This window comes from Bradyrhizobium sp., from assembly GCF_030654605.1.
GTDB lineage: Bacteria > Pseudomonadota > Alphaproteobacteria > Rhizobiales > Xanthobacteraceae > Bradyrhizobium.
The window spans coordinates 1-15686 of the sequence record NZ_JAURXB010000023.1; the positions used below are offsets into that span (position 1 = coordinate 1).

Consider the following 15686-nt stretch of genomic DNA (forward strand, 5'->3'; position numbering starts at 1 on the left):
CGACGAGGCCGCCTCGCGGCCGGCCCGCGGCGGCGACGGCGTCTCGCCGATCATCATTACCTCGAACGATTTGGCCGGCGCCTGGGCCTTGCGTCCGGACGGCCAGCCGATGCTGCCGCTGACGCCGGGCGAACCGCGGCAACGCGAATTCGCCTTCCGCGCCGGCGTCAACATCGTGATGTACACGCTGACCGGTAACTACAAGGCCGACCAGGTGCACGCGCCGGCGCTGATCGAACGGCTCGGGCAATAGCATGCAATACGGTATCGCCTTCACCCCGCTCGTCCCCTCGCTGGTGCTCTGGATCGCGCTGGCCGCCATCGCCGTGATCGCGGCGCTGCTGTTGCTCGCCCGCGCCCGCGGCGCCGCCGTGCGCGTTACCGCGCTGGCGCTGATCCTGCTGGCGCTGGCCAATCCGTCGTTTACCCGCGAGGACCGCGAGCCGCTGTCGTCGGTCGCCGCCGTCGTGATCGACAGGAGCCCGAGCCAGAATTTCGGCGAACGCACCGGCGAAACCGAAAGGGCGCGCGAGGCGCTGGTCGACAGCCTCAAGAAGATCAAGGGCGTCGAGGTCCGCGTCGTCGAGGCCGGGCAGGCCGACGGCGAAACCGACGGCACCAAGCTGTTCGGCGCGCTGTCGTCGGCGCTGTCGGACGTTCCGGTCGATCGCGTCGCCGGCGCCTTCCTGATCACCGACGGCCGGGTGCACGACATTCCCGCCAATGCCGCCGCGGTCGGATTCCAGGCCCCCGTGCATGCCTTGATCACCGGCCGCAAGGACGAGCGCGACCGGCGCATCGCGATCGCGGCCGCCCCGCGCTTCGGCATCGTCGGCCAGGCGCAGACCATCACCTACCGGCTCGACGACCAGGGCGTCAGCGGCGAGCGCGCCAGGATCGTGGTGCGCCGCGACGGCGAGGTGATCAACGAGCGCACCGTCCTGAGCGGCCAGACCGTCAATATCGATGTCGACATCAAGCATGCCGGGCCGAACATCATCGAGATCGAGGCCTCGCCGCTGCCCAACGAACTGACGCTGGTCAACAACCGCGCGGTGGTGGCGATCGACGGCGTGCGCGACAAATTGCGAGTGCTGCTGGTCTCCGGCGAGCCGCATTCCGGCGAGCGCACCTGGCGCAACCTCTTGAAATCCGACGCCAGCGTCGATCTCGTGCATTTCACGATTCTGCGTCCGCCGGAGAAGCAGGACGGCACGCCGATCAACGAACTCAGCCTGATCGCGTTTCCAACCCGTGAACTGTTCCAGCAGAAGATCAACGAATTCCAGCTGATCATTTTCGACCGCTACGCCCGCCAGGGCGTGCTGCCGATCCCCTATTTCGACAACATGGCGCGCTACGTGCGCGCCGGTGGCGCGGTGCTGGTGTCGGCAGGCCCGGATTATGCGTCGACCACCAGCATCTGGCGCACGCCGCTGGATTCGGTGCTGCCGGCAGAGCCGGTCGGCGTCTCCGAGAAGCCCTATTACGCGCATCTGAGCGACGCCGGTAAACGCCATCCGGTGACGCGCGGGCTGGAAGGCTCCGCCAGCGAACCGCCGCGCTGGAGCCGGTTCTTCCGCACCGTCGACACCCGCAATGCCACCACCCCTCCGGTCATGACCGGCGCCGACGGCAAGCCGTTGTTGCTGCTGTCGCGGGTCGGCGAGGGCCGCGTCGCGCTTCTGCTGTCGGACCATATCTGGCTGTGGGCGCGCGGCTATGAGGGCGGCGGGCCGCATCTCGATTTGCTGCGACGAACCTCGCACTGGCTGATGAAACAGCCTGACCTGGACGAGGAAGCGCTGCGGCTTCAGATCAGCGGCAAGGACCTCGTGGTGCTGCGCCAGACCATGGCCGACAGCGTCCCGCCGGTGACGGTGACGTCACCCTCCGGCACCACCCGCGAGCTGACGCTGAGCAGCAGCGAACCCGGCAGCTGGCGCTCGTCGATCCCGGCCAGCGAACTCGGCCTGTGGCAGGCCACCGACGGCACGCTGAAGGCGCTGATCAATGTCGGCCCGACCAACCCCAAGGAATTTTCCGAGGTCACTTCCACCACTGACATGCTCAAGCCGCTGGCGCAGGCCACCGGCGGCAACGCACGGCGCCTGGTGGACGGCTCCAGCTTCGAGGTACCGCGCATCGTACCGGTACGCGCCTCCGGCATTTTCCGCGGCGATGGCTGGATGGGCGTCAAGATGCGCGATGCCAGCGTGGTGCGCGGCGTCGGCGTGCTGCCGATCTTCGCCGGCCTGATCGGCCTCTTGCTGCTGCTCGGCGCGTTTGCGGCGACGTGGCTGCGCGAGGGGCGCTGATCCGCGCTCGCTCGCCGGCCGTTGCGCAAATCACACGCACCTGGCGAATTCGTCCCATGGGCGGTTCGACCACGGTTGACACCCGCCCGATGACCGGATGTTATAACATAACATTTGGCGGGTCGGGATGTCCCGGCCGTTCGATGTGGGGCGCCTGTCGGCATGAAGTGGTTTCGCGCGAACATCAAACACGGGGCTCTGCTGGCGCTGTTGGCGCTGGCGCTGCAGTTTGGGCTGTCGTTCGGGCATTTCCACGCGGGCGCCGCGCAGGCGGCGGCCTTGGCCGTTCAATCGGTCGCCTCGCAGTCCGATATTTCCGCCGCACTCGCCACGGCCGACGCCGTCGATCCGTCTGCCTCGCTGCCGGCGTCCCATGACGATTCCGACCGGCACCCGGGCGAAGACTGCGCCATCTGCGCCGTCATCGCGCTGGCGCGCACGGTGTTGTTCTCAACGCCGCCGGTATTGCTGCTGCCGCAAGCCGAAGCATTTCGATATCGCGTCACCGACGCCGCGTTCGTCGATCTGAACCCGGTCGGCATCGCTTTCCAGCCTCGCGCTCCCCCCGCCTCCTGACATCGATGGCTTGATGCTCCCTGAAGGGATCGCCGCGTCGTCAGCGGCCGATTCTGCCGGGATAATTCGAAATCGGTCCGTCGCACATCGACGGCAGGCGCTTTCCGAATTCGTCAACGAGAACGAATCCGGTCGCGGCTCTCTCAGGATCTGGACAATGATATTCCCAACAAGACGAGCATTCCACGCCAGTGGAGCAAGCTGGCTATTCCTGTGCGCGATGGGCAGCGGCGCGATGGCGCAGGACGCAACGCCAGCGCGGCCCGCCACGCAGCTGCCGGAAATCACGGTGACCGCGCCGAGCCCGATTCAGCGGCGGAATACCACCCCGTCGCGAACGCCTTCGCGGGTCGCGCGCGCTGCCCCCAATCGCGAGCCGGCGCCGCCAGCGCAACCGGTGCCCGCCGCCACCGCGCCCCAACAGGGCGTCCTGCCCATCGTCACCGATCAGTTCGCCACGGTTACGGTGGTGCCGAACGAGGAAATCCGCCGCTCCGGCGGCGCCACGCTCGGCGATCTCCTGTCTTCCAAGCCGGGCATTACCGGCTCCAGCTTTGCGCCGGGCGCGTCGAGCCGGCCGATCATCCGGGGGCTCGACGTCAATCGCGTCGGCATCGTCGAAAACGGCATTGGCAGCAACGGCGCTTCGGATCTCGGCGAGGATCATTTCGTCCCGATCGACCCGCTCGCGACCAACCAGATCGAAGTGATCCGCGGACCCGCGACCATGCGCTATGGATCGAGCGCGATCGGCGGCGTCGTCAGTGCTTCCAACAACCGGATTCCCGATGCCCTGCCCTCCTGCGCGGCGGCGCCGTTCCAGAGCTACGGCCTCCCCGCCAAGGACCCACTCAAGGCGCCGCTCGCCAATGTACAGTCGCCGTCGTGCGTGACCGTGGAAACGCGAACGGCGGTCAGCTCGGTCGATCGCGGCGTCGAAGGCGGCATCCTGCTCGATGCCGGCGCCGGCAATTTCGCCGTGCATGCCGACGCCTATGGCCGCAAGGGCAGCGATTACAGCATTCCGGGCTACCCGTATCTGTTCGACCAGACCCGGCCCGTCAACGGCCGCCAGCCCAACTCGGCTTCGCAGGCGGCCGGCGGGTCGATCGGCGGCTCCTACATCTTCGACGGCGGTTTTGTCGGCGCTGCGATCACGCAGAACGATACGATCTATCGCATCCCCGGAATCGACGGCGCCGATCACCAAACCCGGATCGACGCGCGCCAGACCAAGATCACGGCCAAGGGCGAGTATCGGCCCGATGCCGCGGCGATCGAGGCGATCCGCTTCTGGGCCGGCGCCACCGATTACAAGCACAACGAGATCGGCCTCGCTGACATCGCCGATCCGACGACCCTTGGCGTGCGGCAGAGCTTCACCAACAAGGAGCAGGAAGGCCGCGTCGAGATGCAGCTGATGCCGTTCAACGCGCGCTTTGCGACGGTAACCACCGCACTCGGCCTGCAGGCAAGCCATCAGGAACTGACCGCGCCAAGCCCCGACGATCCGACCTCGCCGCTCAACGGCCTGTTCGATCCCAACAAAAACACCAAGGTCGCCGGCTACGTGTTCAACGAGCTGAAATTCACCGACACCACCAAGGCGCAGATCGCCGGTCGCATCGAGCGCGTCAACCTCACGGGAACGACGCCCGCATTCATTCCCGAACTGTTCGACCTCGCCGCAAACCCCGGCGATATCGGCCCGCCGACGGCGCGCAACCTGTCCTTTACGCCGAAAAGCGGAAGCATCGGCCTGATCCAGAACCTTCCAGCCGGCCTCGTTGCCAGCATCACCGGCCAATATGTCGAACGCGCGCCGAAGCCGGCCGAACTGTTTTCGCGTGGCGGACACGATGCGACCGTGACCTTCGACATCGGCAATCCCAATCTCGGCATCGAGACCGCCAAATCCGTCGAGATCGGGTTGCGGCGGGCAACCGGACCGCTGCGGTTCGAAGCCACCGCCTTCTACACGCAGTTCAGCGGCTTCATCTACCGGCGCCTGACCGGCAACACGTGCGAGGACGTCGCCTGCGTCGGTCCAGCGGATCCGGCTTCTCCCCTGGAGCTCAATCAGGCGATCTATTCCCAGCGCGACGCCACCTTCCGCGGCGCCGAATTCCAGAGCCAGCTCGATGTCGGCCAGTTCCACGGCGGCATCTGGGGCATCGAAAGCCAGTTCGACGTCGTCCGCGCCACCTTCTCCGACGGCAGCAACGTTCCCAGGATTCCGCCGGTGCGCGCCGGCGTCGGCGTGTTCTGGCGCGATGCGAACTGGCTGGCGCGGATCAACTATCTGCACGCCTTCGCGCAGAACCATATCGCCGTGATCGGTGAAACCCCGACCGCGGGCTATAATCTCCTGAAGGCGGAAATCAGCTACAAGACCAAACTCGATGCGAGCTGGTTCGGCGCCCGCGAAATGATGGTGGGTCTGGTCGGCAACAACCTGCTGAACGAGAACATGCGCAATTCGGTATCGTACAACAAGGATGAGGTGTTGATGCCGGGGATCGGGGTAAGAGCGTTCGCGAATTTGAAGTTCTGACCAAACTCCATCAACGTCATTGCGAGGAGCCCTTGCGACGAAGCAATCCATGTCGCCTTACAGAGAAAGTAAGAATGGATTGCTTCGCGGAGCCTGTCATCGGGCGCGCATTCGCGCGACCCGTTGGCTCGCAATGATGTTGATGGGTCAGTCTTGTAGCCTGCTACAGGTCACTCTCGGTAAGCGCGAGCGAGCTACCGGGCCAGGCTCCAGTCCGGGCGGATTGCGCCGGAGACATCGGTGGACGCGCCATCGACGAGCTCGGCCACGAGCAGGCGGCTGTAGTCGACCGGGCCGGGCATGGTCATCCGTCCCTTCGGAACCGGCTTGAAGCCGACGCGGCTGTAATAGGCTTCGTCGCCGACCAGCAGTACGAGACGATGCCCCCTGGCTTTGGCGTCGTTCAGCGCGCGATCCAGCAGCTTGCGGCCGACGCCGCGGCTGCGGAACGGCGGTTCGACCGTGAGCGGCCCCAGCAGCAATGCCCTGGTATCGCCGACGCAGATCGGCAGTTGCCGCACCGAGCCGACCAGCAGCGTGCCGATCCGGGCGGTGAAGGACAGGTCGAGCAAATGATCGACATGCTCGCGCAACCGGTAGGCGCTCAGCGCGAAGCGGCCGGGCCCAAAGGTGCGCTGGTGCAGGCGTTCGATCGGCAGCGCGTCGCTGGGGGTCTCGGCCAATATGGTCAGTGAGAGGTCGCTCATGCTGGGGCGCGGGATAGCATCTGGCGGACGCGCGGTCCATCGGCCATCCCAGGTAAATTCCCGACCGTATCAGCTCCTGTTGACGGGTCCCTGGGACAAATAGGCCAGCAGCTTCATCTCACGCCGTCCGCGCGTCACCGTATCGAGCACCAGCCCCGACGACACCGACAGCACCGCCAGGATCATCAGGCCCATCGACAGCACCGCCGTCGGCAGCCGTGGCACGAGGCCTTCCTCGAGATAGGTGACGACGACGGGGATCGCGAGGCCGATCGAAACCAGCGTCAGGAAAATTCCGATGGCGGTGAAAAAACGCAGCGGCTTTTCCGAGCGGTAGAGTTTCAGGATGGTGCCGAGGATGCGAAATCCGTCGCGCCAGGTGTTGAGCTTGCTGAACGATCCCTCCGGCCGGGCGTAATAGGGCGTCTCGATCTCGGCGACCGGCAGCGCCAGCTCGAGGGCGTGCACGCTGAGCTCGGTCTCGATTTCAAAACCGTCCGACAACACCGGGAAGGATTTGACGAAGCGCCGCGAGAACACCCGATAACCGGAAAGAATATCCTTGAAGGCCTGGCCGAACACCGCGGAGAGAAAGTTGGTCAGCATCCAGTTGCCGGTGCGATGGCCGGGCCGGTAGGCGGCCACAGACTGGTCGACGCGAAAACCGACTACCATGTCGAGATGATCCGACAGCAGCATCTCGATCATGCGCGGCGCGCTGGCGGCGTCGTAGGTCGCATCGCCGTCGACCAGCAGGTAGATGTCGGCATCGACATCGGCGAACATCCGCCGCACCACATGGCCCTTGCCCTGGCGGCGTTCGCTGCGCACCTCGGCGCCCGCCTCGCGCGCCACCGCTTCGGTCCGGTCCGACGAATTGTTGTCGTAGACGAAGATTTGGGCCTGGGGCAGGGCTTTGCGAAAGTCCGCGATCACGGTTGCGACCGCGGCTTCCTCGTTGAAGCACGGCACCAGAACCGCAATCCGCATCGTCGGTGTGATCATCGCCAGGCTATCAGCCGAATCAGGTTTGTCATGAGGTCGCGCACGCTTTTACCGGTTGCCGCCCGCTAGCGCCATGTCGCGGTCGGCTCCCTGCCCCCGAGCACCTCCGCGATCCGCAGGCGGGTGCCCCGGGTGGTGTCCTCCGGCAAGGCTGTCGCGTCGAAGAAGCCGCAGGCGACGATCTCATGGTTGGCCTCGGGCAGCCGGTCCTGCCGGAATTGCCTGATCACATAGACCGCGACGTGGTCGCGGCGGGAAACATGGCTGTTGAGAAACAGTCCATGCAGCAACGGATCGCCGGCAAGCTCGATCCGCCCCTCCTCCGCCAGTTCGCGGCGCAGCGCCTCGCGAAAGGTTTCGCCGACCTCGACGCCGCCGCCCGGCAGATGCCAGCCCGAGACGTAGCTGTGCTTGACCAGAAATACCCTGTCATCGCCGTCCAGCACCACGGCGCGGACCCCCAGCGTCATGCCGCGGGCGAACCGCCAATAGAGATGAAAAACCCGCCGCAGCACCGGCTCAAGCGTGGTTCGCAGCTTCTGCAGGTTCATCGCCATCGAACTCATATCCTGACATCGCGTTTGATCCTTGATTGATCCTTGCGCCGCGCCAGCCGGCTTGCCAATACTTTGGAGGGATTTCCAGGGGATATCACGAGATGATCGCGCGGCGGCTCCGTCCCGCAGGCAACCGAAGCGAACCGGGCTGATGGCGGCATTCACGCTGGCGCATCTGTCGGATCCGCACTTGCCGCCGATGCCCGCGGCAGGGTGGCGCGATCTCATGGGCAAGCGCGCACTCGGCTATCTCAACTGGACGCGCAACCGGCACAAGATCCACCGGCGCGAGGTGCTGGATGCGCTGGTGTCGGACCTGCAGGCGCAGGCGCCGGACCAGATCGCGGTCACCGGCGACCTCGTCAATCTGGCGCTGGACGCCGAGTTCGCGCCGGCGCGGGCCTGGCTGGAAAGCGTCGGTGCGGCGGATCGCGTTACGGTGATCCCCGGCAATCACGACGCCTATGTTCGCGCCACCCGGCACCGCATTGCGGAGGCCTGGGGAGATTATCTCCGCGGCGACGAGCCTGATGGCGATATCGCCTTTCCGCTGCTGCGCCGGCGCGGTCCGCTGGCGCTGATCAGCGCGTCGTCGGCGGTCCCGACACCGCCCTTGATGGCGACCGGATGGCTCGGGCGCGGGCAGCTCGACAGGCTGGAGCGCATGCTGGCGGGGCTCGCCGCTGCCCAGGCGTTCCGCGTGCTGCTGATCCATCATCCGCTGCGTTCGGATTCCCGCATCAAGCGGCTGACCGATTCGGCTGATCTGATCGCGCTGTTGCAACGGCACGGCGTCGAACTGGTCCTGCACGGGCACGATCACGTTCACTCCACGATCTGGATCGACGGGCCGCGCGGGAAAATCCCTGTCGTCGGCGTGCCGTCGGCCTCCGCCATGGCCCATGGCCGCTATCCGGCGGCGGCCTATAATCTGTTTTCGATCGAACGCGAGGGCGATGCGTGGCGGTGCGAACAGACCGTGCGGGGGGTGGACGATGCGCTGCGCGTTCGCGAGGTAAGGCGAGCACGGCTGTCATAGCGACCAGCGCGTCAGTCGCCGCCTCCTCCGCAGCCGCCACCTCCTCCGCCGTCACCGCCTCCACCACCTGCATCGCCGCTGCCGCCGTCGCTACTGCCATGTCCGCTGCCATCGCTGCCGCCGTCGCCGAAGCCCGCTGTGCCGCCGTCGACGGAACCATCCGCGAAATCGCCACCGCAATAGGCTGCGCCGCTGCCGCTTTTCCGCAGCTCTTCGCATTGCGGGTGATAGACGAATCCGCCCGGAATATTCAGCTTGGAGTCCAGCGCGAACAGCAGCGGCAGGCGGGTCGGGTTGACCGGGTCGATGTTCTCGTACTTGCAACAGTACCACCACACGCGACGAAGACCCTCATTGCTCTTGCGGTGTTCCGACAGCACCACCGCCGGCGTATGGTGAAGGAAGCCGCCGAAGCCGCGCCGGCAAAATGCATCGTATTCGCGGGTATAGAGAATGAACTCGTGCCACAGATCGTCGGCGACCTGCGACGGCATCGACACGTAGCGCTTGCCGCTCATCAGATAGGCGATGAAAAACTGGCGCAGGCCGCGCGACACCAGCGCGCTGTTTTTTCGCTCGAGGCCCGGACGATGTTTCTCGAGCCGCTCCAGCAGCCCGGCCGGCCAGCGATAGGTGCGGATGAATTCGGCGCGTCGAAGCTGCAGCCAGCGGGGGACGATCACGAACAGCACGACCGCGCCGATCCCGATCAGGACGATCGCTATCACCGGAGACATCGACGCTGCTCCGGTGCGGCTAGAGATTCCGCAAGGTCGCGAACAGCGCCAGGCCGAACAGCGCGATGGCACCGGCGAGGAAACCGAGCACGAAGGTCCAGAAGCCGCTGCGGCGCTTCTGTTCGACGACGACCGGCTCCGGCGCCGGCGTTGCGACCAGCGCGTGCTCACGCTCGATCATGCGGCGGGCGACGTAGTCGGTGACGGCGTCGACGATGGCGGCGACGTCATGCGACTCTGAAATCACGATGCGGCCGAAGCGGGTGTCCTGCACGAAGCGGTAGATGCGCTTGTCGCGGCCCATCAGCACATGGGCGACGACGTCGATCCACAGCCGCGGCGTGTCGCCCTGGCTGATGCCGCGGTCGAACAGGTCGACCTTTTCGGGGATTTGCGCGAACAGGGGCTCCAGCGCGTCGTTGAGAATTTCCAGCCGCGCCACTTCGGCGTCGCGCAGATCGACCACCACCCCGGTGCGGTCGGCGGCTTCGATCCGCGCCCGCCGCAGGGCATCGCGCAGACGGACTGGACGCGTGCTGCTGACGGCCTGGCTCCCGATATTCTGCGCGTCTGACATCCGCTTGATCGCCTTTGTCCTGAGGGTCCCCGAAGCGTTAACCTATCAGTAACCACGTTTTGCGCAAAGGTTCTTTGTTCCCAAGGGGTTAAGCCGCAGGATTCTTTCTTACTTACCTCTCCCGCTTGCGGGGGAGGTCGCCGCGCGCTTGCGCGGCGGGTGGGGGCTCTCTCAGCGACTGAGTCTGTTGAAGCTCCCCCACCCCGGCCCTCCCCCGCAATCGCGGGAGAGGGAGATAAAAGAACGGCCCCATCCGGGGTTACCGAATGGGGCCGCTCTCGTCCCTGGACGCCTTCTTCTGGTTCTTGGCAGCGGGCCTTACGCCGAGACGCGGGCGGGCTCTTCCACGATGGAGAAGCGCACGCCGGCCTTGTGCCGGTTCTCTTCCGAGACGGCGCGCCAGGCATCCTCGGCTTCCTGGCGGGTCTTGAACGGCCCCTGTACCTGGGCCGAGCCTTCCACGAGCTTGTGGAAGTTCATCGAACCGAACTCGCCGCCAATCACCCAGAAATTGCTGCCTTTGGTCATGATCGTCTCCTGTTCTTACCGTTAGCCGAACTGGTTCATCGTGTTGTGGGCGCCGCCCGCCTTCAGAGCGGCTTCACCGGCGAAATATTCCTTGTGATCGTCGCCGATATCGGAGCCGGCCATGTTCTGATGCTTGGCGCAGGCGATACCCTGACGGATCTCCTGACGCTGAACATTCTTCACATAGCCCAGCATGCCCTGCTCACCGAAATACTCCTTCGCGAGATTGTCGGTCGACAGCGCTGCCGTGTGATAGGTCGGCAACGTGATCAGATGATGGAAGATGCCGGCACGCTTTGCCGAATCCGCCTGGAAGGTGCGGATGCGCTCGTCGGCCTCACGGCCCAGCGGCGTATCGTCGTATTCCGGCTTCATCAGCTCGGCCCGATTGTACTTGCTGACATCCTTGCCGGCTTCCTTCATCGCGTCGTACACCTGCCAACGGAAGTTGAGCGTCCAGTTGAACGAGGGCGAGTTGTTGTAGGCCAGCTTGGCGTTCGGAATGACCTCGCGAATGCGGTCGACCATCGAGGCGATCTGCTCGATATTCGGCTTCTCGGTTTCGATCCACAACAAGTCAGCGCCGTTCTGCAGCGATGTGATGCAGTCGAGCACGCAGCGATCCGCACCCGTGCCTTCGCGGAACTGATACAGGTTGCTGGGCAGCCGCTTCGGGCGCAGCAGCTTGCCGCCGCGGCTGATGATGACGTCGCCGTTCCCGACCTTCGTGGCATCAACCTCTTCGCAATCCAGGAAGCTGTTGTACTGATCGCCGAGGTCGCCGGGCTTGTGGCTCACGGCGATCTGCTGGGTGAGACCGGCGCCGAGCGAGTCGGTGCGGGTCACGACGATGCCGTCTTCGACGCCCAGTTCGAGGAAGGCATGGCGGCAGGCCCGGATCTTCGCCAGGAACACCTCATGCGGCACGGTCACCTTGCCGTCCTGATGGCCGCACTGCTTTTCGTCGGAGACCTGATTTTCGATCTGCAGCGCGCACGCACCTGCTTCGATCATCTTCTTGGCGAGCAGATAGGTCGCCTCCGCATTGCCAAAACCGGCGTCGATGTCGGCGATGACGGGCACGACATGGGTCTGGAAGTTGTCGACCTTTTCGATCAATGCCTTTTCCTTCGCCTGGTCGCCAGCCTTGCGGGCGGCGTCGATGGCGCGGAAGGTATCGTTGAGCTCGCGGGAGTCGGCCTGACGGAGGAAGGTGTAGAGCTCCTCGATCAGCGCCGGCACCGAGGTCTTCTCGTGCATCGACTGATCCGGCAGCGGTCCGAATTCGGAGCGAAGTGCCGCGATCATCCAGCCGGACAGATACAGATAGCGGCGATCGGTCGTACCGAAATGCTTCTTGACCGAAATCAGCTTCTGCTGAGCGATGAAGCCATGCCAGCAGCCGAGCGACTGGGTGTACTTGGTCGGATCGCCGTCATAGGCAGCCATATCGCTGCGCATCAGCGCCGCGGTGTAGCGGGCGATGTCGAGGCCGGTCTTGAAGCGGTTCTGCAGGCGCATGCGCGCCACGGCCTCGGCGGTGACGCCATTCCAGGTCGGCTGGGTCTTGAGCAGCGCCTCGGCGGCTCCAAGCTCGCTGAGATAGGAAGCCGGTCCCTGGACAGCCTGGTCGCTGATCCCACGTGGCTGGTAGTTCATGTGCATGATCCTTTTCGGTGACGACCACTGACATTCGTGACAGTGCATTGCGAAACGTGCCGAGAGCTAAACGCTAAACTGCTGAATTCGTATAGATAGCTTGTCATTTAATGGTGATGTCATGTAACATCCGTACTTGTCATAGATGTCACGTTGTAATGTTTGTCACAAAAGGCTACCGCCATGGCCAACGATTCCGCAAAAAAGCTGTTCGTCGGCCCCCGGTTCCGGCGAATCCGCCAGCAATTGGGGCTGTCGCAGACCCAGATGGCCGAGGGGCTGGAGATTTCTCCGAGCTATATCAACCTGATAGAGCGCAACCAGCGGCCGGTGACGGCGCAGCTGCTGCTCCGGCTGGCGGAAACCTATGACCTCGATTTGCGCGACCTCGCCACCGCCGACGAGGACCGCTTCTTCGCCGAGCTGAACGAGATCTTCTCCGATCCCCTGTTCCGCCAGATCGACCTGCCAAAGCAGGAACTGCGCGATCTCGCCGAATTGTGCCCCGGGGTGACGCATTCCCTGCAGCGCCTCTATGCCGCCTATACCGAGGCCCGCCGCGGCGAGACCATGGTGGCCGCGCAAATGGCCGACCGCGACGAAGGCACCCGCTTTGAGGCCAATCCGATCGAGCGTATCCGCGACCTGATCGAGGCCAACCGCAATTATTTCCCCGAGCTGGAACAATCAGCCGAAACCCTGCGCGACGAACTGAACGTGCCCGCGGAAGAACTGTTCGCGGCGCTGGCGGCGCGCTTGCGTGAAAAACATTCCGTGGTCACCCGCATCATGCCGGTCGACGTCATGCGCGAGACCTTGCGGCGGTTCGACCGGCATCGGCGGCAACTGCTGATTTCCGAACTGGTGGACAGCCCCGGCCGCGCCTTCCAGCTGGCGTTCCAGATCGGTCTCACCGAAAGCAGCGGCACTTTCGATGCCATCGTCAACCGCGCCGGCCCGCTCGACGATACGCCGCGACGGCTGTACCGCATCACGCTGGCGAACTATTTCGCCGCTGCCGTGATGATGCCCTATCAGGCGTTCCATGGCGCGGCGGAAGCCCTGAACTACGACGTCCATGTGCTGGCGCAGCGCTTCAACGCCGGCTTCGAGCAGGTCTGCCATCGCCTCACCACGCTGCAGCGGCCCAATGCGCGCGGTGTACCGTTCTTCCTGCTGCGCGTCGACAATGCCGGCAACGTGTCAAAGCGGTTCTCCTCCGGTACGTTCCCGTTTTCGAAATTCGGCGGCACCTGTCCGCTGTGGAACGTGCATTCGACCTTCGATACGCCGGACCGGCTGCTCAAGCAGGTGATCGAACTGCCCGACGGCACGCGCTACTTCTCGATCGCGCAGATGGTGCGCCGGCCGGTGGCGCCGCACCCACAGCCGCAGCCACGCTTTGCCATCGGGCTGGGCTGCGAAATCCGCCACGCCGCAAAACTGGTCTACGCCACCGGGATGGATCTGGAAAAAGCCGAGGGCACCCCGATCGGCGTCAACTGCCGGCTGTGCGAACGCGAAAACTGCAGCCAGCGCGCCGAACCGCCGATCACGCGGACACTTATTCTCGACGAGAACACGCGGCGGGTGAGTTCGTTCGCGTTCAGCAATGCGAGGGAGCTGTGAGCGCGAGCGTTCGACCCATACCCTCGTCGTCCCTGCGAACGCAGGGACCCATACGCCGTGTCGCCTGCATTTAAATAAGGCTGTTGGACGTTCTTACCGCAATCGCTGATGGCTGTGGTTATGGGTCCCTGCGTTCGCAGGGACGACGTGGAACTTGTCGCCGCGGTCAGCTGCCATACTCGATGAATTTCTTGTAGATCCAGCGGCGGCCGTCGTGGCGGCGCCAGACCTGGCCGGTCAGCAGGCGGCCGGTGATCGATCGGCGGGGAACGATCACGTTCCACAGGTGCCAGACCTCGGCCCATGCCGGTTTCGGGCTCAGGCCCAGTATTCGAAATCGCTCCCGGCCTTCAGCGAGCATGTTGGAATCCGCCATGCGCCGGATGGAAAATCTCCGGCGCTTCACACGATAGCGCGCGACGATCCCGCCGCAATCGAAGTCGCCGGTTAAGCTAACCTGTCAACCTTACCGGCGGGGATCGCGGTCGCCGCATCAATGGCGATGACGCTTTTTCGGGGGGTGAACGCGCGCCGGTCGGGTCGAGAGAACCGAGCCCGATTGGTTCGGGACCTGGCCGCGGGACTCCTGCAGGCGTCGTTCATAGCCGGGCGAGCTCATGATGCTGGCGGCCGCCCCGCGCGCGGACGCCTCGGTTGCGGTGAGCAGGACGAACAGGGCTGCGGTGCATTTCAGGAACTTGTTCATTCGCCACCTCCGGAACACTGTGCGATGATCGGGCGCCAGGAAATATCACACATTGTTCCGGTCCGTATTGGCACTCCGGCGTGGCAATCTGCGGGCAGCCCAACAAAGACTTTGGTCAGGGAGATAGATTGATGCGGATCGCGGTAGTCGGCGCTGGCGGAGTCGGCGGCGGATTTGGCGCCGCGCTGGCGAAAGCGGGAGCCGATGTCAGCTTCCTCGCGCGCGGCGCGCATCTGGCCGCCATGAAGAGCGCCGGCCTGAAGGTGCTGGGCCCCCGCGGCGACACCCATCTGGTGCCGACCAGGGCGACCGACAATCCCGCCGAGATCGGTCCCGTCGACATCGTGCTGTTCTGCGTCAAGCTGTGGGACGTCGAAAGCGCCGGCGAACGCATCAAGCCGCTGGTCGGTCCCGGCACCGCCGTGATCCCGCTGCAGAACGGCATCGACGCGCCCGAGCGGCTGATCCCGATTCTGGGCGAGCGCGCCGTGATGGGCGGCGTGGCGCAGATCTCGGCCTCGATCACCGCGCCCGGCACGATCACCCAGGTCGGCACCTTCATGCGCATGATCTTTGGCGAGCTCAACGGCCAACGCAGCCAGCGCGCCGGGGATTTTCTGGCGCTGTGCCAGAAGGCCGGTTTCGACGCCACCCTGAGCGATCAGATCCTGACCGAGCTCTGGATGAAGTTCGTGCTGCTCGCCACCAACGCCAGCATCACGGCGCTGGCGCGCCAGCCGATCGGCCAGCTGCGCGACGATCCCGACATCCGACCGGTCTTCATCGCCGCCCACCAGGAAGTGATCGACGTCGCCCGCGCCAGGGGCGTGGCGCTGCCGGCCGATGCACTCGCCAAAATTCTGGAATTCAACCGCCACGCCCCGCCCACCATGAAGGCCTCGATGGCGCTCGATCTCGAACGCGGCAACCGGCTGGAATTGCCCTGGCTCGGCGGCAAGGTCGCGGAGCTCGGCCGCCAGCTCGGCGTGGCGACGCCGACGCACAGCGTGATGTATGCGATGCTGAAGCCGTATGCGATGGGGAAGATGGGGTGAGCGTCTCGCCCTGAGGATCACTCACGCGAGTTCGTCGTT

General features: G+C 65.0%; 16 protein-coding genes. 7 read left to right on the forward strand and 9 right to left on the reverse strand.

Annotated elements, in window-relative coordinates; translation table 11 throughout:
* From Q7U29_RS01805 to Q7U29_RS01820, 4 genes are all read left to right on the forward strand, one after another.
* The coding region (locus tag Q7U29_RS01805; protein ID WP_304737726.1) for a DUF4159 domain-containing protein at positions 1 to 253 on the forward strand (253 nt) is incomplete at its 5' end.
* A 1-nt stretch (position 254) separates the two neighbouring features.
* Entirely contained in the window at positions 255 to 2318 is a 2064-nt protein-coding gene (locus Q7U29_RS01810; RefSeq protein WP_304737728.1) for a hypothetical protein, read from the forward strand.
* A gap of 162 nt (positions 2319 to 2480) precedes the next feature.
* Entirely contained in the window at positions 2481 to 2894 is a 414-nt protein-coding gene (locus tag Q7U29_RS01815; protein WP_304737730.1) for a DUF2946 domain-containing protein, read from the forward strand.
* Between the two features lie 235 nt (positions 2895 to 3129).
* A complete protein-coding gene (locus Q7U29_RS01820) occupies positions 3130 to 5448 on the forward strand; it encodes a TonB-dependent receptor (RefSeq protein ID WP_304737731.1) in 2319 nt (772 codons plus the stop codon).
* 194 nt (positions 5449 to 5642) lie between these two features.
* On the opposite strand, the gene Q7U29_RS01825 is transcribed toward Q7U29_RS01820, so the two are convergent.
* The 3 genes from Q7U29_RS01825 to Q7U29_RS01835 form a co-directional block, all read right to left on the reverse strand.
* Positions 5643 to 6155 (reverse strand): GNAT family N-acetyltransferase, encoded by a 513-nt coding sequence (locus tag Q7U29_RS01825; RefSeq protein WP_304737733.1) that lies wholly within the window; start codon positions 6153 to 6155, stop codon positions 5643 to 5645.
* Positions 6156 to 6224: 69 nt separating this feature from the next.
* A complete protein-coding gene (locus Q7U29_RS01830; protein ID WP_304737734.1) occupies positions 6225 to 7160 on the reverse strand; it encodes a glycosyltransferase family 2 protein in 936 nt (311 codons plus the stop codon).
* 65 nt (positions 7161 to 7225) lie between these two features.
* The gene (locus tag Q7U29_RS01835) at positions 7226 to 7711 is read right to left on the reverse strand and encodes an NUDIX domain-containing protein (RefSeq protein ID WP_304737893.1); all 486 of its coding nucleotides are present in this window, start codon (positions 7709 to 7711) and stop codon (positions 7226 to 7228) included.
* A gap of 157 nt (positions 7712 to 7868) precedes the next feature.
* Between Q7U29_RS01835 and Q7U29_RS01840 the strand changes: the two genes are divergently transcribed.
* The gene (locus Q7U29_RS01840; protein ID WP_304737735.1) at positions 7869 to 8756 is read left to right on the forward strand and encodes a metallophosphoesterase; all 888 of its coding nucleotides are present in this window, start codon (positions 7869 to 7871) and stop codon (positions 8754 to 8756) included.
* An 11-nt stretch (positions 8757 to 8767) separates the two neighbouring features.
* Here Q7U29_RS01840 and Q7U29_RS01845 read toward each other — a convergent pair whose 3' ends face one another.
* The 4 genes from Q7U29_RS01845 to Q7U29_RS01860 all read right to left on the reverse strand — a co-directional run bounded on the left by Q7U29_RS01845 (position 8768) and on the right by Q7U29_RS01860 (position 12257).
* The gene (locus Q7U29_RS01845; RefSeq protein ID WP_304737737.1) at positions 8768 to 9448 is read right to left on the reverse strand and encodes a hypothetical protein; all 681 of its coding nucleotides are present in this window, start codon (positions 9446 to 9448) and stop codon (positions 8768 to 8770) included.
* Between the two features lie 64 nt (positions 9449 to 9512).
* On the reverse strand, positions 9513 to 10070 hold the full coding sequence (locus Q7U29_RS01850) for a hypothetical protein (RefSeq protein WP_304737739.1): 558 nt from the start codon (positions 10068 to 10070) through the stop codon (positions 9513 to 9515).
* A 318-nt stretch (positions 10071 to 10388) separates the two neighbouring features.
* On the reverse strand, positions 10389 to 10598 hold the full coding sequence (locus tag Q7U29_RS01855; RefSeq protein WP_304737740.1) for a hypothetical protein: 210 nt from the start codon (positions 10596 to 10598) through the stop codon (positions 10389 to 10391).
* A 21-nt stretch (positions 10599 to 10619) separates the two neighbouring features.
* A complete protein-coding gene (locus Q7U29_RS01860; RefSeq protein WP_304737742.1) occupies positions 10620 to 12257 on the reverse strand; it encodes an isocitrate lyase in 1638 nt (545 codons plus the stop codon).
* A gap of 183 nt (positions 12258 to 12440) precedes the next feature.
* Here Q7U29_RS01860 and Q7U29_RS01865 point away from each other — a divergent pair, with 183 nt between their 5' ends.
* Positions 12441 to 13886 (forward strand): short-chain fatty acyl-CoA regulator family protein, encoded by a 1446-nt coding sequence (locus Q7U29_RS01865; RefSeq protein WP_304737744.1) that lies wholly within the window; start codon positions 12441 to 12443, stop codon positions 13884 to 13886.
* A gap of 166 nt (positions 13887 to 14052) precedes the next feature.
* Here the strand turns inward: Q7U29_RS01865 and Q7U29_RS01870 are convergent, their stop codons facing one another.
* Together Q7U29_RS01870 and Q7U29_RS01875 are read right to left on the reverse strand one after the other, a co-directional pair.
* Positions 14053 to 14247, reverse strand: coding sequence for a hypothetical protein (locus tag Q7U29_RS01870; protein ID WP_304737745.1), 195 nt, complete (start codon positions 14245 to 14247; stop codon positions 14053 to 14055).
* A gap of 132 nt (positions 14248 to 14379) precedes the next feature.
* Entirely contained in the window at positions 14380 to 14592 is a 213-nt protein-coding gene (locus tag Q7U29_RS01875; RefSeq protein WP_304737747.1) for a hypothetical protein, read from the reverse strand.
* Positions 14593 to 14723: 131 nt separating this feature from the next.
* Here Q7U29_RS01875 and Q7U29_RS01880 point away from each other — a divergent pair, with 131 nt between their 5' ends.
* Positions 14724 to 15647 carry a ketopantoate reductase family protein gene (locus Q7U29_RS01880; protein ID WP_304737749.1) on the forward strand — a complete coding sequence of 308 codons (924 nt, stop codon included), beginning with the start codon at positions 14724 to 14726 and terminating at the stop codon, positions 15645 to 15647.
* The last annotated feature ends 39 nt before the right edge of the window (positions 15648 to 15686 follow it).